The sequence below is a fragment of the Polaromonas sp. genome (assembly GCF_016185115.1).
Classification (GTDB): Bacteria; Pseudomonadota; Gammaproteobacteria; order Burkholderiales; family Burkholderiaceae_C; genus Polaromonas.
Map to the genome: position 1 here is coordinate 41,268 of NZ_JACPOF010000004.1, position 24,232 is coordinate 65,499.

Genomic DNA, 24,232 nt, shown 5'->3' on the forward strand with positions numbered 1-24,232 from the left:
CACGGCATGCCCCAAAGCGGTTGCATAGCTGCGACCCTCGACTAAAATCGGCTGGCGATTTGTAACATTTTGCAATCGCTCCCTGATTTGACCCCAAACCCGCCAATCCCAAAGCCTGATACCAAGCTCTTCCGCGAGGAAGTGCTGGAAGCGCGCAGTACCAGTGCTTTGGGGGAAATTGTTCTCAATCCGCGCGTGTCCATGTCCTGGTTCGCAGGCATCGCCGCCGTGATTGGCCTCACCGTCGTGCTGTTCATGACGCTGGGCAGTTACACCCGCCGCTCCACGGTGACGGGCCAGCTGGTCCCATCCGCGGGTGTTATTCGCGTTTTTACGCCCCAGCCCGGTGTGGTGGTCGAAAAGGCCGTTGTCGAAGGGCAGGCCGTTAAAAAAGGCGATGTGCTCTACGTGTTGAGCAGCGACCGTGTGGGTGCCGGCTCACGCGAGATTCAGATGGACATAAGCGCCCAGGTAGATGAGCGCAAACGCTCCCTGGAGGCGGAAATCGCCCGTAACCGCATTGTTGAAACCGGCGATGTCGGTTTGCTTGAGCGCCGCGTCGGCATTTTGCGCGCAGAGGCTGCCGCCTTCCAGCGACAGCTTGAACAGCAGCAGATACGCCTGAAAATTGCGGAAGATGCGCGCACGCGTTACCAGGGCCTGGCCGACCAGGACTACATACCGCGCGAGCAGCTTTACCAGAAGGAGGCCGAGCTCAGCGAGCAGCAGGCAAGAATGCAGCAACTGCAGCGCGAGTCCCTGACTGGCCAGCGTGAACTGGCAACAGCGGTGCGTGAGATAGAGGCAACGCGCATGCGCTTTGCCAACCAGAATTCGATTCTGCAGCGCAGCATCTCGTCTGCCCGGCAGGAGCTGACCGAAGTTGAAGGCCGGCGCCGCGTGGTGATCACTGCGCCCGAGGCGGGCCGGGCAACCCTGGTCGCCGGGGAAGTTGGCCAGACTGTGGACACCACGCGCCCACTGGTCAATGTGGTGCCCCAGGACGGGAAACTCGAAGCGCGCCTTTATGCACCCAGCCGCACCATCGGATTTGTGCGCAAGGGTGACAGGGTGCTTGTGCGTTACCAGTCCTACCCTTTCCAGAAATTTGGCCAGTACGAAGGCGTGGTGGAGTCCGTGTCCAACGCCTCTGTGCCGGCGACCGAACAGATTGGCTTTACCCTGCCGGATACCCCGGTGGGTGAACCCGTGTTTTCCATTACCGTCAGGCTGAACCAGCAAAGCGTCAGGACCTACGGTACCGAACTGCCCCTGCAGGCCGGGATGCGGCTGGATGCAGACATACTGCAGGAGACCAGGCGCCTCTATGAGTGGATGCTGGAGCCGCTCTACAGCATTTCGGGACGGATGTGATGTTGAAGAAGGACCACCGTGGCCTGGATTGAATCGCTGTCCCTGGGCTTGCGCCGACGCCTGCCTGTCATCCTCCAGACAGAAGCTGCCGAGTGCGGCCTGGCATGCCTGGCCATGGTACTGGGCTACCACGGTGTCATGACCGATCTTGCGACATTGCGCGCACGCCATGCGATTTCCCTCAAGGGCATCACGCTCGCGTCACTTGGCAAACTTGCACAGGAAGAAAAGCTGGGTTTTCGGGCTGTCAGGCTGGACTTGCCGGACCTCGACAAGCTGCGCCTTCCCGCCATCCTGCATTGGGATCTGAACCATTTTGTGGTGCTCAAGGCGGTCACGGGCAACACCATCACGATTCACGACCCCGATGTCGGGGAGCGCAAGTTTCGGCTTGATGAAGTTTCCCGGCTTTTCACAGGTGTGGCCCTTGAGTTGTGGCCTGATCCCGGTTTTGAGCCGCGCAAGGAAAAGACATCCATTTCTCTGGGGCAGTTGACGGGCCAGGTCTCGGGATTCCTGCCTTCCCTGGCCCAGTTGCTGACGCTGTCGCTGGTGCTGCAGGTCTTCGTGCTGGTCAACCCGCTGTTCATGCAGTTGATCGTCGATCAGGTTGTTGTGTCGCGCGATACCAGCCTGCTGACGACTCTGGCGCTGGGCTTTCTCCTGCTTTTGCTGGTGCAGCAGGGCATAGGCCTCGTGCGCAGCTGGTTGCTGCTGTCCATCAGCACATCCATCCGGGTGCAGTGGAAGGCCAACATCTTCAGTCACCTGCTTCGCCTGCCGCTTGAGTATTTCCAGAAACGGCATCTGGGCGACATTGTCTCCCGCACCAATTCCATCGATGAGATCCAGCGCGTGCTGACCGGGGCTTTCGTGGAAGCCCTGTTTGACGGTCTCATGGTCATCCTGACGCTGGGCATGATGTTCCTGTACAACCCGAGCCTGGCCGGGGTTTCGGTTCTCGCAGTTGCGCTTTACCTCGGCCTTCGACTCGCCTGGTTCAAGCCGCTATACCGTGCGACTGAAGAACAGATCGTACGTGCCGCAACGCTCTCTACCCACTACCTTGAGACGATACGCGGCATGCGGACCATCAAGCTGTTTTCACGGCAAATGGTGCGAAGGAGCGCATGGCAGACACTGCTGGTCAATGAAACAAATGCCTCGCTCAAGATCCAGAAGCTGCGCATTTTTTACGGCCTCGCACGAAGCACGCTGAGTGGCGTCTTCAACATCATTCTGCTGTGGGTGGGTGCCAGCCAGATTCTTGCAGGCAACCTCAGCGTGGGCATGCTTGTGGCTTTCCTGGCTTACCGCGGCCAGTTCGATGCACGTTTTACAGGGCTGGTTGACCAGTTCATTGACCTGAAAATGCTTGCCCTCTATGGCGAACGCCTGGCCGATGTTGTGCTGACGCCGGCCGAGGTCAACACGCGCCGTACCCTGACCACGCAGGCCGCATCGCAGGCGCCTGAGATACGCATCGAAAACCTGCGCTTCCGTTACGCAGAGCAGGACCCCTGGGTGCTGGATGGCCTGAACCTGCTCATAAAGCCCGGTGAGGCGGTGGCCATTACCGGCGCGTCGGGCTGTGGAAAAACCACGCTTGCCAACCTCCTGCTGGGTGTGTTGAAGCCCACCTCCGGGAGCATTCATATCGGAGGCGTTCCGCTTGAACATATGGGCCATGAGGAGTGGCGCGATATGGTGGGTACGGTGATGCAGGATGACACCCTGTTCTCGGGCTCCATCGCCGAAAACATCTGCTTTTTTGATCCCCGGCCGGATCCAGCCCATATCGAGGAATCGGCCAGGCTGGCCGCCATTGCTTCGGACATCGAAGCCATGCCCATGGGATACCAGACGCTTGTCGGCGACATGGGGACAGTGCTGTCCGGTGGCCAGAAGCAGCGTGTCACACTGGCGCGGGCGCTGTACAAGAAGCCGCAGGTGCTGATACTCGATGAGGCCACCAGCCATCTCGATGTCAGGCGTGAAATACAGGTCAATGCCTCCATCGCAGGGCTGAACATCACCCGCATCGTTATTGCCCACAGGCCGGAAACCATCAAAGCTGCGCACCGGGTTGTCGATATGAACCGGGGGCAGGTCGTTTATGACGGCTCTCCCCAAGGTTATTTTGCGCAGGTAGAGATGGATTCCCCGTCTCCCGCGTTGCCAGCGTGAAACGTCCTGGCGTCAGGCTGACGGGTATCGCAGGGCTGATGGCCATGGCCTTTGCGCCCTGCGGATTTTCGGTACACGCACAAACCCCGGTGGATGCGGCCATTCCATTGCGCATGGACACCTCGCTAAACCTGCTCACGCGTGCACCTTCAATCGTTTTGCCAGGTACGTCCGCGGCCACCAGTCCGGGGGCGGGGCAGGGTGATCCTCTTCCCCTGTCCATCAACATACAGGAGCCCGGCAGTACCTCCTGCCGCGACCTGAGCCCTGCAATGCTCAAGCGCCTGACCTTGATGGACACGGTGCAGTATGTGATGTGCAAGACGCCGCTGTATAACCAGGCCGTCCTGCTTGTTGATGAGCAGCAGGCAGGCGTGGACCTGGCAAGGTCCGCTTACAGGCCTCGCATGTCGGCCAACGCAGAGCTGGCGACCAACCGTATTCCCCTGAGCAACAGCGGCTCGGGCTCCCTGAGTGCAAGTGGCACCGGGTCGCTGGGTGTCTCGTGGGTGCTTTTTGACTCTGGGGTACGTGACGCCAATCTTGAACAGTCGCGCCAGACATTGAGTTCAGCCAGGGCGGCACAGCAAAATGCTGCCCTGAACGCCATCAACGAAGCCTTGCGGCTTTATGTGGAGGCCGCCGCAGCGCTGTCCCGGCTGGAAGCGCTAAGGGAGACCGAGGCGGTGGCACGCCAGAGTGTGCAGGTTGCGCAGGCCAAGTACGATGCCCAGGTGGCATCCCTGTCCGAGAAGCTTCAAACCCAGACTGCACTCGCACAGGCCGTACTTGACCGCGTGCGCGGCGAGGGCGTCTGGGAAACGGCCCGCGGTGCGCTGGCTGTGGGTATGGGTTTTCCGGTTGCTGTCGACCTTGAACTGGCTCCACTTTCTGAAGCCTTTCCGGCAGGTGGCGGCAGGCGATTTGATGCGGCCTGGATGGAGAGCACCAGGCTCGACCACCCCCGCCTGCGAGGCGCCAGGGCAGATGTACTTGCGCTGAAGTCCCGGCTGGATTCTGTCCGCGCGGAAGACGGTGTGAGTGTTTCTCTGGCGCTTGGCGCTGGCAGTACCAGGGATTTCAGCGTTCGAAATGGACGCGCTGACAACAGCGTGAGCGGATCGGTGGTGGCCAGTATTCCCCTGTTCAACAAGGTGGAGCAGCAGGCCAGGGAGGGACAAATCCTGGCCCAGATTGGCAGCCGCGAAGAGGCGATTATTCAGGCAGAACGGGAGGTCGAGTCCGAACTCTGGCGAAACATCAAACTGCTGGAAACAGAAGGCCAGAATCTGGAAGCCGCCACAGTGCTGCTGTCATCGGCAAACCAGAGCTACCGTATTACCCTTGGGCGCTACAAGGCGGGTGTAGGTTCGATTCTTGAGTTGATTGCAACCCAGGTCGCCCTGGCCGGCGCACGCTCACAGCTTGCGCAAGCGCGCATTTCGCAAGCCCAGGCAAGGCTCAGGCTGGAGGTCGCCGCAGGGCGAATCGTGCTGAGCAAATAAAAAAGCCCCTGACTCAGGGGCTTTTAAAAATCAGAGTGTGCCGGTATCGACGGGTGGCGGAGGTGGTGGCGTCACAGTGCCGCCGTCTTCGCTGCTGCTATTGCTGCTGTTGCTGCTATTGCTGCGACCACCGCAAGCCCCACGGCCTGGCTTCTTGGGCGATGCTGCTTTATGGGACCTTGCCTTTGGCTTGCCGCAACCGCCGGCTACCAATTCCATTTCTTCAAGAGTAAGAATTCGCATGATGCTTCCTTTATTTTTACTTCAGTAACTGTGGCGGGCCCGATTTTTTGGGTCCAATTACGTTTGGTTTCAAGATAATGGATCTCTCTGATCAAACGACAATTGAATTGTAAGTCGTAAATTGATTTTGATGCAATTAGTTACAAGTCAAATATTTCACATTTTTGACTCTATTTTCACGTGTCTTGGGGCGGCAAGGGGCAATTTGGCTGATGTCCCACCTGATAAGCGCATCCTCGATTTGCTGTTTGCGTAATTTGTTACAGGCAAATGGGGGTGTATTTGGCGGGCGTGGATGCGATTCAACTGGTTACAAGTAAATTGTTTCCGAGTTTGACCCAATTACATCCCGCCGGATCGTTAAAGGCCCAACTGTGCGGTGTCCACTTCGTAAGTCAGGGTGATCTGCTTTCTCGTGCGAACGGTGTTAAATGCCCTGGTCAGTGCCGGATTGGCGTAGTCGCGGAGCAGTGGCGGCCGGCTGGCTGTGAAGTAGACCGCCGCGTTGTGATACACCTCCTGCGATCCGGCCAATCCCACTTCCTCCCAGTGGCCGCAGACCTGAATGAGGCACGGTGCATGGGTGATGCCCAGTTTTCTCAGGGCTATGGCGCGGTGATATCCGTTGTTCAGAACCATGCGTGGCCCGAACCGCACGACATTTAATACATTTGTCGTAAACCCGACGCTGAGCGCCAGCACAGCCTGGACATGGCCGCCGACCGTGTGACCCTTGATATCAGCAGGTTTGACGAGTTTTGCCCCCAGAAAACGTGCATCGTGGGTATCCGAGCTAAACACATACCGGCCGTTTTCCTCAAGCGCAACGCCAAAAGCCGATGGATCGGGCGTGAGAGGCAGGCAAAGTTCGGCCAGGGCCGTTTCTGACAGCGGCGTTTTGAGCGAACGGGTCATTTTCTGGACACTGGATTGTGTGATGTGCTGCTGGCTGACGATCAGCTTGTCGAGTTCCACCATCCCGAATGAGACCGGGACTGCCGGAAAGCACGCCTGGAAGTGCGGGAGCCTGGTCAGCTTGTCGACATGCGCCTGAAGCTTGCGCGAGAGCGGTTTGACCTCGGGTTTGTCCGCTATTCCAGCCTCGGAAACCTGCAGGCCGGCAAATACGCCAGCCGCTTTTCGCCACATGTCAACCAGTGTGCCCTCGTCAATGTCCCGTCCATCAACGGCCTTTTTGCGGACAAATTCGATGAAGTCGGGCAAACGGGTGACCCCCAGGAGGCACAGCTCCTGGTCAACTGTTATTCGAGATGTGCTGGTTTTGCGGCCGGATTTTGATGTCATGCCTGATTTTAGAGAGCGATTCAACCCGGCATTGACTCATGCACTCAGCACCTGCGCAACTTGATGTGCGCAGCCAGCCCGCCCGAGGCGGTGTTGGCCAGTCCAAAGATGCCGCCCATACGCTGAATCGTCTTGTCGACGATGGCCAGTCCGAGGCCGGCGCCTGTAGCCGCCGTCCGTGCCGCATCACCACGGAAAAACGGCCGTGTCAGTTTGGGAAGTGTTTCCGGCGATACACCCATTCCGTGATCGCGCACCTTGATCAGCACCCACTGGTCCCGGGCCCTGGCCGCGATATCGATGATCGCAATTCCGGTTTCCGGCGTTTTTCCATACCTCCGGGCATTCTCGATAAGATTGGAAATGACCCGGAGCAGTTCGATCTCGTCCGCCAGAACATTCATGTTATCAGGTATGGAGATGGTGATTTTCAGGTCTTCGTGGTCCGCAACTGCGTACGCTGCGGCCTCCACCACCGCATTGAGCGACACCGGCGCCAGTTGGGCAGGGTCGGGCCTGGCGTAATCCAGAAACTTGTCGATGATGGCGTCGAGTTGCGAGATATCTGCAGCCATGTGGGCGCGCGCATCTTCATCGGAGACGCTCATCTCGGTTTCCAGGCGCAGGCGTGCCAGGGGGGTACGCAGGTCATGTGAAATGCCGGCCAGCATGATGACCCTGTCCTGCTCTATTTTCGAAAGCTGCTCGGCCATGCGGTTGAAGCCGATGTTGACCTCGCGGATTTCACTCGTCGCCGCCTTCTCGTCGAGCAGGCTCGCATCGAAATCGCCATCACGCATGCGGCTCGCCGCGAACGACAGCTGTTTGAGCGGCCGGTTGATCAGGCGTGCGATGAATGCAGCGCCTGCCAGCGAGAGCACGGCTGCGGTAATGAGCCATATGACCCAGGTACTGCCTCTGGACGGCCCCACCCGGGACACATCGGTCAGCAGCCAGAAGGAGTCCCGGTCTATGGTGAAGCCCACCCAGAGGCCTTTTTCGCCATTGACGCTGCTGGCCACGATGGTGCTGGGGCCAAGCCGTGTCTTGAGCTCTTCGGTGATGCGCTCGCCCAGATCATCACTTTCAAAAACCTCGAACCTGTCTTTGGGCTCGTGCATCGTGATGCGAACACGCTCTTCGTCCGCAAGTGTCTTGATGAGGGAAACGCGCGCAATGGCATCGGAATAACGCAATGCTGCACGGCTCAGATTGACGAGCGACGCCAATTGCTGGGCACTCTGAATGGCGCGGGGTTCGGACTCAAGGGACCGGAAGGTCTGGAGCCAGGCAACTATCGACCCGAAAAGCAGCAGCGACAGGAAAAAGAAAGTGCGCCAGAAAAGGCTGAAACCGCGCCGCGGCCGCAGTTCCAGCGGTGCGGGTGCAGTTTCGAGGGGAGCCGGGCTTGTGAAATCCATGTACTTGTTGTGCGCCTTGATGTGCACACAAGTTTATGCTGAGCGTCGTCTATCGGTAAAGACTGTTTTCAATACCGGCCCGTGACAGACCCGTCAGTTGGTGCCGTCCGGCACAAATACATAGCCCACGCCCCAAACCGTCTGGATATAGCGGGGCACGGCAGCATCCACCTCGATCAGCTTGCGCAGCCGTGATACCTGGACGTCCAGACTTCTGTCGAAGGGCTCGAACTCACGGCCCCGTGCCAGTTGGGCCAGCTTTTCCCGCGACAGGGGTTGTCGGGGATGGCGCACCAGCGTTTTCAGCATGGCGAACTCGCCGGTCGTGAGGGGGAGTTCTTCGCCGTTCTTGTGCAGCGTACGCAAACCCATGTCGAATGAGAACGGTCCGAAAGTGATGACCTCCTGGTCGACCGAAGGAGCTCCTGGCACCTCGGCTGTTGGACGGCGCCTCAGAACCGCATGGATACGTGCCAGCAGTTCGCGGGGGTTGAAGGGCTTGGACAGGTAATCATCCGCACCGACCTCAAGGCCCACGATGCGATCCACGTCTTCGCTTTTGGCGGTCAGCATGATGATGGGGGTCCGGTCGTTGGCTGCGCGCAGGCGGCGGCATATCGACAACCCGTCTTCGCCCGGCATCATCAGGTCCAGCACGATCAGGTCCACGGCATCACGCAACATGATCCTGTTGAGCGCTTTGCTGTCCTCTGCAAGGATGACCTCAAACCCTTCCTGGGCGAGGTAGCGCCGGAGCAGATCGCGGATACGGGCATCATCGTCAAGGATAAGAATTTTGTCGGCGCGGGCAGTCGTTGTAGCTTGGTTCATGGTGATCCGGTAATTTGTAACATGGCCATTTTGAGGGCTGAAAACGTGTGATGTGGCATTTTTCCTTCACTTTGACACACTGTTACAAAACATGGTTAAGAACAAGCAATTTATACGGCGATCCTGACCCGCGCGTTTGTAGTCAGAATTCGCCAGTTCAAAATTTGCCGTCGGCCGCAAGGGAAAATATTGCCCTCGACCGGGACGCCCCGCATTGCAGACGGCCCGGGCCCAAATAAAAACCCTTGTGAAAGAACCCTGATGCACACCTCAAGACTGATCGCCGGCTTTGCCTTGCTGGCCGCTACAAGCGGGCTTTTTGCCCAGACCGTTTTCCGTGAAGCGCCGCAAAATGTCGCCCAGCTTTCAGCCAGTGGTTCAGTTGAGGTGCAGCAGGATGTGCTCTCGATTTCATTGAGCACCACACGTGACGGTGCCGACGCCACAGTTGTTCAAACGCAGCTGAAACAGGCGCTGGATGCAGCACTGGCGCAGGCAAGGCCGGCGGTGCTTCCCGGCCAGCTTGACCTGCGAACCGGCAACTTCAGCCTATACCCGCGTTATGGCAAGGACGGCAAGATCAATGGCTGGCAGGGGTCCACGGAACTGGTGCTTGAAGGCAGGGACTTTTCCCGCATCACCACCACTGCAGGGAAGATCCAGACACTGACCCTGGGTAATGTGAGCTTCTCCTTGAGCCGTGAACAGCGTGCGAAAGTGGAGGGTGAGGCGCAGACCCAGGCCATCGAGCGTTTCAAGGCCAGGGCGCTTGATGTTGCCAGAGGCTTTGGTTTCACCAGCTACACCTTGCGTGAAGTCTCCATCAACGCCAACGACCAGGGTCCGGTTCCGCGCCCCCGGGTCATGGCCATGCAGGCCAAATCCGAAATGTCTGATTCCCCTGTTTCTGTGGAAGCCGGCAAGAGCACGGTCGTCGTCAATGTCAGCGGATCGGTTCAGATGAGATAAGTCACCCGTTTGCGGGTGAGCGCTCATTTGTCGCAACGGCTTTTGACGCAGGGCAGCGCTTCAGTTGGGCCCGGGCTTTTCGTTTCCTGAGGATGGCTTCCCTCAGGTAGTCGTAGGTCCAGTTAAAGCCAAACGTGTACGGCAAAAAGAACAGCACGATCCCGATATCCAGTACAAAGGCGTGCCACAGGCTGATTGAAAGCCACCAGGCCGCCAAAGGCACGACTGCGATCAACAGGCCAATTTCAAACAGTACGGCATGCACCGCCCTTGCAAGCAGGGTGCGGCGAAAACCCATGCGTTGCTGGGCGCGGTCAAACGCCGCATTGAAGACCATGTTCCAGGTCATGGCCATCAGGGAGATCATCAGGGTCAGCAGGCCCATGTGTGCCAGCGGGCGATCGAGGAGCCAGGCACCCAGTGGTGCGCATATGGCAATGGCGAGCACCTCGAAACCCAGAGCGTGGAAAAAGCGTTCCTTTATCGATCGGTGTGTATTCATCGTGGGTGTCATCGTCAGGTTAATGTCTGTATTTTCATCTTTATGGTCAATGGATTAAAATCGATAACCATCTATAAAATCGATGATTGATTGAATTCGTGCGTCATTCTCCCGAAGCCCTTTCAGCTTTCGCCGAAGCTGCCACGCTGGGTTCTTTCTCGGCCGCTGCACGCAAACTGGGCAAAAGCCAATCCACGGTAAGTACTGCCATCGCCAACCTCGAAGTTGATCTGGGCGTGACGCTGTTTGATCGCAGCACCCGTAAGCCCGGCTTGACTCCTGAGGGGCGCGTGCTGCTGGGCCGGGTCAAAGATATCCTTGCCGCCAGTGACCGGCTTGACCTGGCTGCCAGCCAGCTGGGTGGTGAGCTGGAGGTGAAACTTGGGGTGGTCTGGTCGGACACCTACCAGTCAGACCGCTTCGAGGAAATGCTGCAAGCGTTTGACCAGCAGTTCCCGGATCTTGAATTTGAATGCCTGATTGCCGAGCACGGGGACCTTGTATCGCTGGTGCAAACAGGCCGGGCCCAGATTGGCGTGGTGGCTGCGCAGGCGGTTTATCCGCCGGATATCGGGTCGGCGACCATTGCAGAGCAGTCTGAAATTACCTTGTTCGTCGCGACTTCCCACCCGCTGGCGAACATGACCGACATCACGCCGGACGTGCTGAATGGCTTTCGCGAGCTCAGGCTTGAGACCTATCTTGAGCCCGAACAACAGGCCGTTTCCGCAGCCCGGAGAGCCTGGTCCGCACCCAGCTACCTGATGCTGCTGGAGATGGCGGTGTTGGGCATGGGCTGGGCCGCCATTCCGCGCTGGATGGTGACCCGGTTCGCTGCAGACAAATTGAAGGAGCTGGATGCGCGCGGCTGGCCACGCCGCGTGCCGGTAGATGCCGTCTGGTCACGGCGGAGGCCGCTGGGCCGCGCAGGCACGTGGTTGCTTCATGAAATGCTCGCCTTGCCTGGGCAGGCGCCAGGCACGCCAAAATAAGCTGCGCCTATACGCGGCGCCCTTTCTCTCTGGCCTAAGTTTCTCCGGGGTAGTCGCATAAAAAAACCTGCAAGCCCGTGAGGGCATGCAGGTTTGAGGTCAGGAATACTCCGGGGAAAAATCAGAAGTGGTAACGCACACCCAGGGTGGTGGTGTTGAGACGTTCGCTGCCGCCGCCCTTGTATCGTGGGTTGTATTCGTCATACTGCAGGACTGCGGACCACGCCGGCGTGAAGTTCCATTCAGCGCCAATGCCATAAGACGCACCGAAGCGGCTGTCGCGTCCTCCGGTAACACCGCTGGCCGGAGAGGTGGAGACGTCTGTGCGGACGTAGCTGCCACCCACGCGGCCGAGCAGGTTGAAAGACTGACCAAGCGGCAACCTGCCCACAAGGCTCAGGCTGATGCCGTTTGCGGTGGTGGATCCACCGAAGCGGTTGACACGGCCAAAGTCGTTATAGCCCAGCTCAAGGCCGAAATTGTTGTTGAAGTAGCTGCCGCCGTACAGGCTGTAGGCGTTGTTGTTGCGGTCATTGATAAATCCGCCGAGGCCGGGCGTACGGTCACCATAACGTGAACGGCCGGCGTTGAAGCCGAAATACCCGGAACCGGGCGCATACATGGAATAGCCACTCGAGCCGGAGCCCGTTTGTGTGGTTTGCGCCTGCGCGCTCATGGCTACTGTGAAAGATCCGGCGGCCAGGGCCAGCCCGGTCAATACGCGGCTCAATTTGGTTTTAGTCACGATTCGTCCTTTGGTATGTCGTGATGTTTATCTGCAACTCCATACATGCTGGAGGTGAATGCACTCTATTTGCGCGTAAGCGCGCCCTGTGTAGGTGCGGCAGGGCGGCCCTTGTAGGACATGACTGACGCTGGGCCATGAAGGCCGCCGGTTCAGGCCGCATTCAGGTCTGGACGGGGCACAATTGGCCGCATGAATTCACCTGCACAGCTTGTTCGCCATGTCAGGGGAAGCTCTGTCCTGGTGCTTGACTCGCCGCACAGCGGCACCGCTTACCCTGAAGATTTCGGGCATGCCTGCGATATGCCTGTGTTGAGGCGTGCAGAAGACACACATGTCGAGAAACTCTATGACTTTGCACCTGCTTTGGGAGTGCACTGGATTGAAGCGTTTTTTCCACGCAGTTATCTGGATGTGAACCGCAACACCACAGAAGTGGATGTCACGCTCTTCGATGAGGCCTGGCCGGACCCGGTCGAGACAGACCCGCGCATCATGTCCAAGGTCCGGCTGGGCAAGGGTCTGATCTGGCGCACGACAGATGACGGCCTGCCGCTCTACAGGCGCAAGCTCTCGGTGGCAGAGGTGAAGTCGCGTATTGATCGCTGCTGGAAGCCCTATCACGCCGCGGTAGGGGCTGCAATTGATGAGGCGCACCGCATGCACGGCTACAGCATCCACCTCAATTGCCACTCGATGCCGGCGGTTGCCTCGAGCAAGGCCACAGACTTTCCGGGTGAGGCGCATGCCGATTTTGTGGTGGGCGACCGTGACGGGTCTACGGCCAGCCCCGCGCTTTCACGGCAGCTCTGCGAGCACCTGTCTTCGCTCGGCTACAGCGTGGCCTACAACCACCCCTACAAGGGTGTGGAACTGGTACGCCGTTATGGCAACCCCGGCTTGCATCGCCACAGCATCCAGCTGGAGATCAACCGCAAGCTGTACATGAACGAAGAAACCCTTGAGATGAACGAGGGCTTCGACGCCCTGAAGAAAAATCTCGGGTCACTGGTCCGGCGGCTTCTGGACATCAACCCGCGCAAACTGTGACTGGCAGGAAGACTGATGGAAGAGGTTGATTGTGTAGTGATTGGTGCGGGCGTGGTGGGCCTGGCCACAGCGCGTGCGCTTGCCCTGCAGGGCCGTGAGGTGATGGTGCTTGAGGCTGCTTCCGCCATAGGCACGGGCACCAGTTCACGCAACAGCGAGGTCATTCATGCAGGCATTTATTACCCGCAAGGCTCATTGAAGGCGCGCCTGTGTGTCGAAGGCAAGCAACTGCTCTATGCCTACTGCGAAGAGCGGGGTATTGGCCACAGCCGTTGCGGCAAACTGATTGTGGCGACCAGCGCCGCGCAGGTGGTGCAGTTGCAGGCCATCATTGAAAAAGCCGCTGCCAACGGCGTGCATGACCTGGTGCTGTTGACCCGGGATGAGGCGAGGGCACTGGAGCCCGCCCTGGAGTGCATGGCCGCGGTGCATTCGCCGGGCACCGGCATTGTCGACAGCCATGCGCTGATGCTCTCAATGCAGGGTGATCTTGAAAACGCGGGCGGCATGGTGGCGTTCAACTCGCCGCTGGCCCATGCCGTATTCAGCCAGACGGGTGCGGTGTTGACCACGGTTGACGGCACCTGCCTGAATGCAAACACCGTGGTGAATGCGGCCGGGTTGAACGCGCCCTTGCTGGCCGGAAAATTCGAGGGGCTGCCGGCGGAATTTGTACCCGTCAGCCACTACGCCAAGGGAAACTACTTCACACTCGCTGGCCGCTCGCCATTTGGCCGCCTGATCTACCCGGTTCCCGAAGCTGCGGGGCTGGGCGTGCACCTGACGATTGACCTCGGTGGCCAGGCGAAATTTGGGCCTGACGTGCAGTGGGTTGAATCAGCCGACGACCTGGTGGTTGATGCTGCGCGCGGCGAGGCTTTTTATGCCGAGGTTCGCAAATACTGGCCGGCGCTTGCCGACGGCGCGCTGCAGCCCGGGTATGCAGGCATACGGCCCAAGCTGCACGGGCCGGGCGAGCCCGCAGGGGACTTCGTCATTCAAGGCTCTCTGGACCACGGCGTGCGTGGGCTGGTGAACCTGTTTGGCATTGAATCGCCAGGCCTGACGAGCTGCATGGCCATAGCGCGCTGCGTCAGTGAGATGCTGCAAAACAGGCACTAGCCCTAATGGCGGTCAGCACGTAAAAAAGCCCCTGTGAAGGGGCTTTGGTCATCAGGCAGTCAAGCTTAACCGCGGCAGCTTGCTGGCAGATATTTGGTGTCCATTGGCGTACCGGTTCCAGGTCCGCAAACCCAGATCACCACACCATTTTGACCCGTGGTGCCAGCCAGCTGAACCGTCTTGCCGGTAATGCTGCTGTCGCCCTGAGCGGTCACCGTCACAAGGCCAGATGAAGCGCTCGTGTTGGAATAAACCAGCGATGCCACATATTTTGAGGACTGAGTGGCGATGGCGGCATCCGATGCGGTGGCTGGAAACGCACCGCTGGCGGCAACATATTCAGCAATCGACGTCCGTGCAGACGACGCGGCCAGAACAATTTCAGACACTTTGGCGCGGGTTGTGTAGTCCTGATAAGCCGGCAGGGCTACAGCAGCCAGGATACCGATGATGGCAACAACAATCATCAGCTCGATCAGGGTAAAACCCTTTTGAATAGCACGCTTCATAAATACTCCTCCTGTTAAAAATATGATCCAACCAGACTAAGCAGTTTTCAGACCAGCTTTGCAGCATCCCGATAAAGGCAAAAAATCAGGGTTATCGCGTAAATTTTCACTTTTTTGCTATATTTTTGCAGCGAGTGTGACAATTTTGTCTTTCTGGCGAGAGGCGGCGGCGGCCTTGTCGCGAGCAAAGTCAAATTTGCAGCCGATGTTGCAAATCAGAGCACCGCTGCCAGCCGCGTCCCCTGATCAATCGCACGTTTGGCGTCCAGTTCCGAGGCTTCATCTGCACCGCCTATCAGGTGCGTGGTGACCCCCGCAGCACGCAGCGGTTCGAGCAGCTCGCGCAGGGGTTCCTGCCCTGCGCACAGCACGATGCTGTCGACTTCCAGCACAGTGCCGTTCTCGCGCTTTTCTCCGAAAGTGATGAAGAGCCCCAGACTATCGCCATGCGCGCCTATGCTTTCGTAATTCACGCCCGACAGCATCTCGACGTTTTTCATCTTGAGGGCTGCGCGGTGTATCCAGCCCGTGGTCTTGCCCAGGCCCTTGCCCAGCTTGCCGGGTTTGCGCTGCAGCAGCGTGACCTGCCGTGCCGGCGGGGTGCTGACAGGGCGCACCACGCCGCCGCGTGCCTGTTCCGGGTCGGTCACGCCCCATTCGGCAAGCCAGGCCGGCAGATCAAGCGCGGTGGAGTGGCCGGGCTCGGACACAAGGAATTCAGCAATATCAAAACCGATTCCGCCTGCCCCGATCAGCGCGACGCGTTGCCCCACGGGTTTGCGGCCCAGCAGCACATCTATATAGCTGAGCACGGCCGGGTGGTCCTGGCCGGGGATGCGCGGGTTTCTGGGTGTGACCCCCGTGGCAAGAATGACGTCGTCAAATTTGCCGCCGATCAGGGCTGCCGCATCCATTCGCGTATCAAGGTGCAGCTTGACGCCGGTGGCCTCTATGCGACGACCGAAATAGCGCAGTGTTTCTTCAAACTCCTCCTTGCCGGGCACGCGCTTGGCCAGATTGAACTGTCCGCCTATGCGGTCGGCGGAATCGTAAAGATCCACAAGGTGGCCGCGCTGGGCCAGCGTGGTTGCTGCTGCAAGGCCGGCTGGCCCGGCGCCAATCACTGCTACGCGCTTCTTTACAGGCGAGAGTTTGATGACCAGTTCGGTCTCATGCACGGCGCGCGGGTTGACGAGGCAACTGGCCAGCTTGGCCTGGAAGGCGTGGTCAAGGCAGGCCTGGTTGCAGGCGATGCAGGTGTTGATGTCCTGCCCGCGACCCTGCGCCGCCTTGTTGACAAAATCCGGGTCGGCCAGAAAGGGCCGGGCCATGCTGACCATGTCTGCGCAGCCGTCGTCCAGCACCTGTTCAGCGACTTCCGGCGTGTTGATGCGGTTGCTGGTGACCACGGGAATATTGACGCCTGCAGCGCGCAGGTCAGCGCGCAGCTTTTTGGTCACCCAGGTAAACGCACCGCGCGGCACCGAGGTGGCAATCGTCGGCACACGAGCCTCATGCCAGCCTATGCCGCTGTTGATCAGCGTGGCGCCGGCGGCCGCCACTGCCTTGCCAAGCTCGACCACTTCTGCCCAACTGCTGCCATCGGGAATCAGGTCAATCATCGACAGCCTGTAGATGATGATGAAGTCACGGCCGACGGCTTCACGCGTGCGTCTGACGATTTCAATCGCCAGCCGCATGCGGTTGGCGTAGGAGCCGCCCCATTCATCCTTGCGATGGTTGGTGTGGGTCACCAGGAACTGGTTGATGAAATAACCTTCGCTGCCCATGATCTCCACGCCGTCGTAACCGGCATCGCGTGCCAGCAGGGCGCAGCGTATGAAGGCCTTGATCTGGCGTTCGACGCCTGCCGCGCTGAGCTCGCGTGGCGTGAAGGGTGAGATGGGGCTTTGTATGCGTGAGGGCGCGACGCACAGCGGGTGGTAGCCGTACCTGCCCGTGTGCAGGATCTGCAGTGCGATCTTGCCGCCTTCCGCGTGCACGGCGTCTGTCACCTGTTTGTGCCTGCGGGCTGCGCCTGAACTGGCGAGCATGCCGGCAAAGGGTTTTGTCCAGCCCGCAATGTTGGGTGCAAACCCGCCCGTGACCATCAGGCCCACGCCGCCGCGTGCGCGCTCTGCGAAGTAGGCTGCCATCGCCGGGAAGTGCTTGCGCCCGTCTTCCAGTCCGGTGTGCATGCTGCCCATGAGCACGCGGTTTTTCAGCGTGGTGAAACCGAGGTCTAGTGGTGCGAGCAGGTGGGGGTAGGGGGAGGCGGATGAAGAGCCTGGGGTGGGAAGGTGCGCCATGCGGGTTCTTGTTTTGTCAATGTGCGCACGATGGTAGCGGCAGGTTTGGCCCGAATGCCGCGGATGCCCGCGTCCGGGGCATGCTTAGTGGCGGGCCTCTATGGCGGCTCGGTGTAAACCCTTTCAGGCTGGCCCGGTTTCGCGTGCGGGTGTGCGAAATGGCTTGCCCCGTCTGGCCGGCGGAGAATCCTGAAAATTTAACGTATATGTTAAAAAACCGCCAAATGTTAAGTTGGGTATTAACATTTGGCCTGCTGGAAGGCTTTGCGGCGTTTTGGAGGTCAAAAATCAGCCCAAAAAGGTCATTTTCAGGCATCAAATATGCCGCCAGACCAATAAATACACACGTGAGCAGCTATTTAAATGATAGCAATTTCAGGCCTGGAGCCAGATTCAGGCGAGTCTGGCTGGCGAGTGGGCGCGCGTAGCAGCTCCGCAATCACCGCCCCAGCGGCATCAGCGCATCTTTTTGATCGCCAGTGCGGCTTCGGTGACGAGTGCGGGGCCCTTGTAGATCAGCCCGGTGTAGATCTGGACCACATCAGCACCGGCTTTTATCTTCGAGGCCGCGTCAGCGCCGCTCATCACGCCGCCCGCGCCAATGATGGGAAAGCCCTTGCCCAGGGACGCCCGCAACAGGCTGATCACGCGGTTGCTCGCCTCCAGCACTGGTGCGCCGCTGAGCCCGCCGGCTTCTTCGGCATGGACCATGCCCTTGACGGCTTCGCGGCTGATGGTGGTGTTGGTGGCAATCACGCCGTCCATCCCGTGGCGTTTGAGGGTGGCGGCCAGCAGGCTGACCTGGTCTTCATCAAGGTCGGGCGCAATCTTCACGAAAAGCGGCACGCGCTTGCCGTGGCGGCTGGCCAGCGTCTCGCGGCGTTTGGCAATGGGGCCCAAAAGCGCGTCAAGGGCCTCGTCACTCTGCAGGGTGCGCAGGTTTTTGGTGTTGGGGCTGGAGATGTTGATGGTCACATAGTCCGCATGCGGATAAACGCCGTTGAGGCCGATGAGGTAGTCATCCACGGCATCCTGGATAGGTGTGGCGGCGTTCTTGCCTATGTTGAGGCCCAGCAGCAGTGCAGCCGGACCCGTTTGCTTGCGAACCCGTGATGCCTGTACGTTGGCAATAAAAGCATCCAGACCGTCGTTGTTGAACCCAAGGCGGTTGATCAGGGCATTGGCCTGCGGCAGGCGGAACATGCGCGGTTTGGGGTTGCCGGGTTGCGCCTTGGGGGTTACCGTGCCGACTTCAATAAAACCGAATCCCATGGCGGCGAGGCCGTCAATGCAGCGCGCGTTTTTATCCAGGCCTGCGGCCAGGCCCACCCGGTTGGGAAACTTCAGGCCGGCCAGCTCGATCGGGTCATCGACTCGGGTGTTGCAGTAAGCCAGCGACAGCGGCGTGCCCTGGGTACGCGCCAGCGAGGCCATCGTCAGTTCATGGGCGGTTTCGGCATCCAGGCCAAATAAAAAGGGGCGGGCGAGGGCGTAAGGGATCAGGGACATTGGATAATTTGTTGTGTACTGTGCAGCAAGCGCCATTGTCGCAAAACACATTCCGGCCCTCCATTCCCCCAACTGACACCCAAGCCCACCATGACCCAAGACGAACTCAAAACCCTGGTTGGCCAGGCAGCACTGCTTTATGTCGAACCCGGCAGCATCGTGGGTGTAGGCACCGGTTCAACGGTCAACAAATTCATTGATGCGCTGGCCGGCATGAAAGACCAGATTGCAGGCGCCGTGTCCAGCTCAACCGCCTCCACGGCACGCCTGCAGGCGCTGGGCATCAAGGTGTTTGACGCCACCGAGGTCGATGAGCTGGCCGTCTACATCGACGGTGCCGATGAGATAGACCACGCCGGCTACATGATCAAGGGCGGCGGTGCAGCCCTCACGCGCGAGAAAATCGTCGCCGCCCAGTCGCGCAAATTTGTGTGTATTGCGGATGAGTCCAAGCTGGTGAAGACGTTGGGGGCTTTCCCGGTTCCGGTGGAGGTGATTCCCATGGCGACTGGTCGAATCACTCGTCAATTTGCGGCTCTGGGCGGTGTGGCCGCATTGCGGCTCAAGGACGGTGTGCCGCTGGTGACCGACAACGGCCAGCACATCCTGGACGTCACAGGCCTGAAGATCATCGACCCCCTGGGTTTTGAGTCCCAGGTCAACCAGTGGCCCGGTGTGGTGACTGTCGGGGTCTTCGCTTTCCAGAAAGCCGACGTCTGCCTGCTGGGTGCCCCCGGCGGCGTCAAGACGATGCTGTTTTAAGCCAGGGCTGCTCCCGCAAGCGGCTGGCTGTGCCAAGCCCGCAATGACGGGCCAAATTCATTTAGGCTTGAGCCATGCCCTCCATGTTTATTGCCTCCTCGAAAAGGCCAGCAGCCGTGCGTAGTCGCACGCGGACCTTCATCGCGCTCCTGGCAACTGTCGTCCTTGCCGCGTGCGCATCCCCACCCACCCCGCAAGCGCCACCAAAACTGGTGGTGCTGCTCGTCGTCGACGGCCTCCCGCAAAGGCAGATCACCGCCTACCGCGACCAGTTGGCGCCTGACGGGCTGGCGCGTTTTCTGGACCGCGGCGCATGGTTTGCCGATGCGCATTACGAACACGCCTTCACCGTCACCGCCGCCGGCCATGCCACGCTGCTGACGGGCGCTTACCCCCACCGTACCGGCATCATCGGCAACAGCTGGCGCGACCCCGCGACCGGTGCGCCTATCTACAACACGGCTGACAGCTCTGCCACCTACATCGACCACAGGACCGACCCCGTCGACGACGGCACCAGCCCGAAAAACCTCAAGGCTGAAACCGTGGGTGATGTGCTGCGGCATGCTGATGCGGCATCGAAAGTGATCGCGGTTTCCGGCAAGGACCGCGGCGCCATCCTGCCCGCAGGCAAGGCCGGCACTGCCTATATGTATATGGATGAATCGGGCCAGTTTGCGTCGAGCACCCACTACATGAAAGAGCACCCGGCCTGGGTCAATGCATTCAATGACGCGAAACCCGCCGACCGGTATTTCAAAACCGAATGGAAACCGCTGTTGCCCGACGCGGCCTATGCGCGCTCATTGCCCGACAACCAGCCCTGGTATGCACGCGGCGGGCAGTTGCCGGCCCTGATGGGTTCGCCTGCAGATATTTCGCCCACACCCTCGTTTTATGCAGGCCTGCTGCGCAGCCCGTTTGCCGATGCGCTGGCGCTTGACTTTGCGCGTGCAGCCATTGCTGGCGAGCAACTGGGCCAGGATGCATCGCCCGATATTCTGGCCATCAGCCTGTCAGGTCATGACTATGTGAACCACGCCTTCAGTGCAGAGTCGCGCCTGTCGCATGACCACCTGCTCCAGCTTGACCGACTGCTGCAGGCCTTTTTTCTCGACCTCGACGCGCGCGTAGGCAAGGGCAACTACCTCGCAGTGCTCACGGCAGACCACGGTTTCATGCCGGCACCCGAAGTCCTTGCAGCCCAGGGGCTGGCGGCTGGCCGGGTGAGTTCCAGCCTGATGCTGGGCCGCATCAATGCGGGGCTTGTGGCGCGCTTTGGCCCCGGCCGCTGGGCCAGCTTCTCGGCTTCGTCGCTGCTGCTTGATAAAAAGCTGGTCGCGCAAACGCAGGCTGATGCCAATGTGGTGATCGAAGAAGCGCGCAGGCTTTTGCTTGCCGAGCCGGCGATTGCCACCGCCTATACCCGCCGCGAGCTTGAAAGCCGCAGCCGCGCAGGCGAGCCTTCATTCGACGCGTCTGAAAAATCCTGGCACCGTGATGTGTCCGGTGACATCCAGTACACCGTCAGGCAGAACTGGATGTTTGGCGGCAGTACTGGCGCCACGCATGGCTCGCCGTATGACTATGACAACCACGTTCCGCTCCTGATGTATGGCCCGGCATGGATGAAGCCCGGCCGCATCGACAGCCGCGTTCACATGACCGGCCTGGCCCCCACGCTGTCAGGCATATTGGGCATCGCCACGCCGGCCATGTCTGAAGGGCGTGTGCTGCCGCTGCAGGCGCCTTGAAGCAGAAGACACATCAGGATTCTGACCCTGCGTGGGTCGCTAGTGCCTGTTCTTGCCGTCGCGGTACAGCCCGGCAATCACATTGCGCAGCCAGATGTGGCCGGGGTCCCTGGCCTGCCTTTCATGCCAGTGCTGCTTGACCTGGTAAGTCGGTATCGCAAACGGCGGCTTCCAGACCTTCACCTCTGATCCCCTTGCCATGATCTCGCCGGCCTTGCGCGGCAGTGTGCACAAATAGTCCGTAGCGCCTATGACAGTGGCCAGCCCGATGAAGTTGGGTATCTGCACACCCACCTTGCGCCTGACGTTCTGCTCGCGTATGGAGCTGTCCACCACCAGGTGGCCCGTGCCCGATGAGCTGACCAGCACGTGAAGTTCGGACTCGTAGCGCTTGAGCGTCAGCTCGCGTTTGATGCGCGGGTGGTCGCGCCGCGCCAGGCAGACAAACTCTTCATCGAACAACACCTGCTGGTAAAAACGCGATTCAATGCGCGGCATGAAACCGACGGCCAGGTCAATGTCGCCGGCTTCCAGTGCACGCGAAGTCCTGTCGGTGATGTTGGTGACATCAACCCGCACGCCGGGCGCAGTTCCGCGCAGCGTATTGAGCAGGCCGGGCAGCAGCACCGTCTGGCCGACGTCGGTCATGCAGAGGCGAAACAGCCGGTCTGATTTTGCCGGCGCGAAGTCCAGTTTGAAATCAATCGTCGCCTGCAGCATGCTGATGGACGAGCGCACCAGCTCTATCAGCCCGCTTGCATGCAGCGTCGGCTCCATGCCGTCGGGCGTCCTGACAAACAGCGGGTCATTGAAATGTCGCCTTAGCCGCGCCAGTGCCAGGCTCACGGCTGGTTGCGTCAGCGACAGCCTGTCTGCCGCGCGTGAGAGGTTGCCGGTTTTGTGGATTTCGTCAAACAGAAGCAGCAGGCGAAGGTCAATGTTGGCAAGCTTGTTCATCAGTATTATTTATGAAATATATAAAACCCATTTTATAGACTGATGTTGCCAATCTCCCGATGATGGCGTTCCTCAAGGAGACAGACATTGAAGAACGCAGACAGGAATCCGGGCGGCGACCAGTTGCCCGTCATCATTGCCGGTGGCGGCATAGGCGGTTGCGCCGCCGCCCTCATGCTTGCAAAGCGCGGCCACAGGGTGCTGCTGCTCGAGCAGGCCAAAGAGTTCGCAGAGATAGGCGCCGGCATCCAGCTCGGCCCCAATGCCTTTCGCATGTTCGATGCGCTGGGCATCACGGAGCGAATCGACAAACTGGTGTCCTACCCCGATAACCTGGTGATGATGGACGGCCTTACCGGCGCGCAGGTCACCAGCATGCCTCTGGGCCAGCCCTTTGTTGAACGCTTCGGCAAACCCTATGCCGTCATCTACCGTGCCGACCTGCACCTGGTGCTGGTAGACGAATGCCGCAAGCAGCCCCTGATCACCATGCGCACCAGCCAGAAGGTGCTGGGCTTTGACGACGACGGCACACAGGTGAGCGTGCGCACTGAAGGCGGTGAGAACCACACGGGCAGGGCACTGATCGGCTGTGACGGCCTCTGGTCACCCGTGCGCAAGCAGTTGCTGGACGACGGCAAGCCAAGGGTGTCGGGGCACATCGCCTACCGCGCCGTACTGCCGATGGAAGACGTACCCGTCGAACTCCGCCGCAACGACATGGTGTTGTGGGCCGGCCCGCGCAACCACCTCGTGCAGTATCCGCTGCGGCGCGGCGAGCTCTTCAACCTGGTCGCCGTGTTTCACAGCGACAGATACGTCGAAGGCTGGGACGCTTCGGCTGACCCGGTTGAACTGCATGCCCGTTTTGCCAGCAACTGCCCCGCAGTCAAGGCCATGCTGGACAGGATAGAAACCTGGCGCATGTGGGTTCTGTGTGACCGCGATCCGGTCGACAACTGGAGCCGTGGCCGCGTCACCCTGCTCGGCGATGCCGCCCACCCCATGCTGCAGTACATGGCGCAGGGCGCCGCCATGGCGATGGAAGACGCAGTCAGCCTTGCAGGCCATATCAGCCGCGCCGGTGACAACATCGAAGCAGCTTTTGTCGCCTACCAGGGCGAGCGTTACCTTCGCACCGGCCGCGTGCAGCTCACGGCCCGCATGTATGGCGAGGTCTACCACGCGCACGGCGTAGCGCGTGAACTCCGCAACCAGATGCTGATGCCGCGCACCGCGGAGCAGGGCTACGAGAGTCTGGCCTGGCTGTATGACGCGGCCTGATCATTTCTGATTTTTTACAGGGACATGTGATGAAGATTTGCAGATTTAACGACAACCGGCTCGGTATTGTCGAAGGTGATGAGGTGCTTGACGTGACAGCGGCGCTCGATGTGTTGCCCGCGCTGCGCTATCCCTATCCTGTGCATGACCAACTGGTGGCCCACCTGCCGGAGTTGCGTACACGCATTGCAGCACTCAAGGCATCGGCGACGCGCCTGCCGCTGGCTCGCGTCAACCTGCTGTCGCCAGTGGCCAACCCCGGCAAGATCATTGCCGCACCGGTCAATTATGTGAAGCACCTGCAGGAGGTGCTGGACGACCCCAATCTGCACCACGACAACCAGATCAGCCACATCCAGCGTGCGGGCCTCTTTTTAAAGGCCAACAGCTCGCTGAACGGTGCGGCCGAAGGCGTGACGCTGGTACTGCCCGACAGGCGCACAGACCACGAGATTGAACTGGTCGCCGTCATCGGCAAGACTGCACGCAACGTGAAGGCGGCCGATGCGCTGGACTACGTGGCTGGCTACAGCATTGGCCTGGACATCACCATACGCGGCCCAGAGGAGCGCAGCCTGCGCAAGTCACCGGACAGCTATACCGTGCTCGGCCCCTGGCTCACCACGGCCGATGAAATCGCCAACCCCGGCCAGCTTGCGATGGAACTGCTGATCAACGGCCAGACCCGGCAAAAGACCAGCACCAGTGAACTCATCCTGGGTGTGCAGGCCCTGATCGAGTTCGGCTCGCGCTTTTACACGCTGCACCCCGGCGACCTGATCTTCACCGGCACACCCGAAGGCGTCAGCCCCATTGAGGCCGGTGACCAATTCAGCGCACGCATTGAGGGCCTGGGCGAAATGCAGGTGCTCATCAAACCCCATCTTGCGAATTGAGCCTTT

The 24,232-nt window shown here is 59.9% G+C and carries 21 protein-coding genes; 11 read left to right on the plus strand and 10 right to left on the minus strand.

From position 1 onward, the window contains the following. The first annotated feature begins 87 nt into the window (after positions 1 to 87). The 3 genes from HYX42_RS00935 to HYX42_RS00945 are packed head-to-tail and all read left to right on the plus strand — an operon-like array spanning position 88 to position 5,066. Positions 88 to 1,374: an HlyD family secretion protein gene (locus HYX42_RS00935; protein ID WP_293398727.1), complete on the plus strand. Its 1,287-nt coding sequence runs from the start codon at positions 88 to 90 to the stop codon at positions 1,372 to 1,374. 18 nt (positions 1,375 to 1,392) lie between these two features. Continuing rightward, complete coding sequence (locus HYX42_RS00940) at positions 1,393 to 3,561, plus strand: peptidase domain-containing ABC transporter (RefSeq protein ID WP_293398728.1); 2,169 nt, start codon at positions 1,393 to 1,395, stop codon at positions 3,559 to 3,561. After that, entirely contained in the window at positions 3,558 to 5,066 is a 1,509-nt protein-coding gene (locus tag HYX42_RS00945; protein WP_293398729.1) for a TolC family protein, read from the plus strand. The genes HYX42_RS00940 and HYX42_RS00945 overlap by 4 nt, the downstream gene beginning before the upstream one ends. Positions 5,067 to 5,096: 30 nt before the next feature. Here the strand turns inward: HYX42_RS00945 and HYX42_RS00950 are convergent, their stop codons facing one another. The 4 genes from HYX42_RS00950 to ompR all read right to left on the minus strand — a co-directional run bounded on the left by HYX42_RS00950 (position 5,097) and on the right by ompR (position 8,866). Continuing rightward, positions 5,097 to 5,309: a hypothetical protein gene (locus tag HYX42_RS00950; protein ID WP_293398730.1), complete on the minus strand. Its 213-nt coding sequence runs from the start codon at positions 5,307 to 5,309 to the stop codon at positions 5,097 to 5,099. Positions 5,310 to 5,669: 360 nt separating this feature from the next. Further along, entirely contained in the window at positions 5,670 to 6,614 is a 945-nt protein-coding gene (locus HYX42_RS00955; protein ID WP_293398731.1) for a hypothetical protein, read from the minus strand. Between the two features lie 44 nt (positions 6,615 to 6,658). Then, a complete protein-coding gene (locus HYX42_RS00960; RefSeq protein ID WP_293398732.1) occupies positions 6,659 to 8,035 on the minus strand; it encodes a sensor histidine kinase in 1,377 nt (458 codons plus the stop codon). A gap of 93 nt (positions 8,036 to 8,128) precedes the next feature. Further along, the gene (gene ompR / locus HYX42_RS00965) at positions 8,129 to 8,866 is read right to left on the minus strand and encodes a two-component system response regulator OmpR (RefSeq protein ID WP_293398733.1); all 738 of its coding nucleotides are present in this window, start codon (positions 8,864 to 8,866) and stop codon (positions 8,129 to 8,131) included. Positions 8,867 to 9,127: 261 nt separating this feature from the next. On the opposite strand from ompR, the gene HYX42_RS00970 reads away from it, so the two are divergent. Next, a complete protein-coding gene (locus tag HYX42_RS00970; RefSeq protein WP_293398734.1) occupies positions 9,128 to 9,835 on the plus strand; it encodes an SIMPL domain-containing protein in 708 nt (235 codons plus the stop codon). Between the two features lies 1 nt (position 9,836). On the opposite strand, the gene HYX42_RS00975 is transcribed toward HYX42_RS00970, so the two are convergent. After that, the gene (locus HYX42_RS00975; RefSeq protein WP_293398735.1) at positions 9,837 to 10,337 is read right to left on the minus strand and encodes a multidrug/biocide efflux PACE transporter; all 501 of its coding nucleotides are present in this window, start codon (positions 10,335 to 10,337) and stop codon (positions 9,837 to 9,839) included. A gap of 98 nt (positions 10,338 to 10,435) precedes the next feature. Here HYX42_RS00975 and HYX42_RS00980 point away from each other — a divergent pair, with 98 nt between their 5' ends. Beyond that, on the plus strand, positions 10,436 to 11,329 hold the full coding sequence (locus HYX42_RS00980) for a LysR family transcriptional regulator (protein WP_293399977.1): 894 nt from the start codon (positions 10,436 to 10,438) through the stop codon (positions 11,327 to 11,329). Positions 11,330 to 11,450: 121 nt separating this feature from the next. Here HYX42_RS00980 and HYX42_RS00985 read toward each other — a convergent pair whose 3' ends face one another. Continuing rightward, positions 11,451 to 12,074, minus strand: a complete 624-nt coding sequence (locus tag HYX42_RS00985; RefSeq protein WP_293398736.1) for an outer membrane beta-barrel protein — start codon at positions 12,072 to 12,074, stop codon at positions 11,451 to 11,453. A gap of 192 nt (positions 12,075 to 12,266) precedes the next feature. Between HYX42_RS00985 and HYX42_RS00990 the strand changes: the two genes are divergently transcribed. Next, positions 12,267 to 13,124 (plus strand): N-formylglutamate amidohydrolase, encoded by an 858-nt coding sequence (locus HYX42_RS00990; RefSeq protein WP_293398737.1) that lies wholly within the window; start codon positions 12,267 to 12,269, stop codon positions 13,122 to 13,124. Positions 13,125 to 13,139: 15 nt separating this feature from the next. Further along, the gene (locus tag HYX42_RS00995) at positions 13,140 to 14,246 is read left to right on the plus strand and encodes an NAD(P)/FAD-dependent oxidoreductase (protein ID WP_293398738.1); all 1,107 of its coding nucleotides are present in this window, start codon (positions 13,140 to 13,142) and stop codon (positions 14,244 to 14,246) included. A 65-nt stretch (positions 14,247 to 14,311) separates the two neighbouring features. Here the strand turns inward: HYX42_RS00995 and HYX42_RS01000 are convergent, their stop codons facing one another. From HYX42_RS01000 to HYX42_RS01010, 3 genes are all read right to left on the minus strand, one after another. Beyond that, positions 14,312 to 14,755, minus strand: coding sequence for a pilin (locus HYX42_RS01000; RefSeq protein ID WP_293398739.1), 444 nt, complete (start codon positions 14,753 to 14,755; stop codon positions 14,312 to 14,314). Positions 14,756 to 14,970: 215 nt separating this feature from the next. Beyond that, on the minus strand, positions 14,971 to 17,064 hold the full coding sequence (locus HYX42_RS01005; RefSeq protein WP_293398740.1) for an NADPH-dependent 2,4-dienoyl-CoA reductase: 2,094 nt from the start codon (positions 17,062 to 17,064) through the stop codon (positions 14,971 to 14,973). A gap of 456 nt (positions 17,065 to 17,520) precedes the next feature. Then, on the minus strand, positions 17,521 to 18,573 hold the full coding sequence (locus tag HYX42_RS01010; protein WP_293398741.1) for a quinone-dependent dihydroorotate dehydrogenase: 1,053 nt from the start codon (positions 18,571 to 18,573) through the stop codon (positions 17,521 to 17,523). A 90-nt stretch (positions 18,574 to 18,663) separates the two neighbouring features. On the opposite strand from HYX42_RS01010, the gene rpiA reads away from it, so the two are divergent. Both rpiA and HYX42_RS01020 read left to right on the plus strand, forming a co-directional pair. Beyond that, complete coding sequence (gene rpiA / locus HYX42_RS01015) at positions 18,664 to 19,335, plus strand: ribose-5-phosphate isomerase RpiA (RefSeq protein ID WP_293398742.1); 672 nt, start codon at positions 18,664 to 18,666, stop codon at positions 19,333 to 19,335. A 74-nt stretch (positions 19,336 to 19,409) separates the two neighbouring features. Then, positions 19,410 to 21,089 carry an alkaline phosphatase family protein gene (locus HYX42_RS01020; protein ID WP_293398743.1) on the plus strand — a complete coding sequence of 560 codons (1,680 nt, stop codon included), beginning with the start codon at positions 19,410 to 19,412 and terminating at the stop codon, positions 21,087 to 21,089. 39 nt (positions 21,090 to 21,128) lie between these two features. Here the strand turns inward: HYX42_RS01020 and HYX42_RS01025 are convergent, their stop codons facing one another. Further along, entirely contained in the window at positions 21,129 to 22,046 is a 918-nt protein-coding gene (locus HYX42_RS01025) for a LysR family transcriptional regulator (RefSeq protein ID WP_293398744.1), read from the minus strand. 87 nt (positions 22,047 to 22,133) lie between these two features. On the opposite strand from HYX42_RS01025, the gene HYX42_RS01030 reads away from it, so the two are divergent. Together HYX42_RS01030 and HYX42_RS01035 are read left to right on the plus strand one after the other, a co-directional pair. After that, positions 22,134 to 23,330: a 3-hydroxybenzoate 6-monooxygenase gene (locus tag HYX42_RS01030; RefSeq protein WP_293398745.1), complete on the plus strand. Its 1,197-nt coding sequence runs from the start codon at positions 22,134 to 22,136 to the stop codon at positions 23,328 to 23,330. Between the two features lie 29 nt (positions 23,331 to 23,359). After that, on the plus strand, positions 23,360 to 24,226 hold the full coding sequence (locus HYX42_RS01035) for a fumarylacetoacetate hydrolase family protein (RefSeq protein ID WP_293398746.1): 867 nt from the start codon (positions 23,360 to 23,362) through the stop codon (positions 24,224 to 24,226). Positions 24,227 to 24,232: the final 6 nt, after the last annotated feature.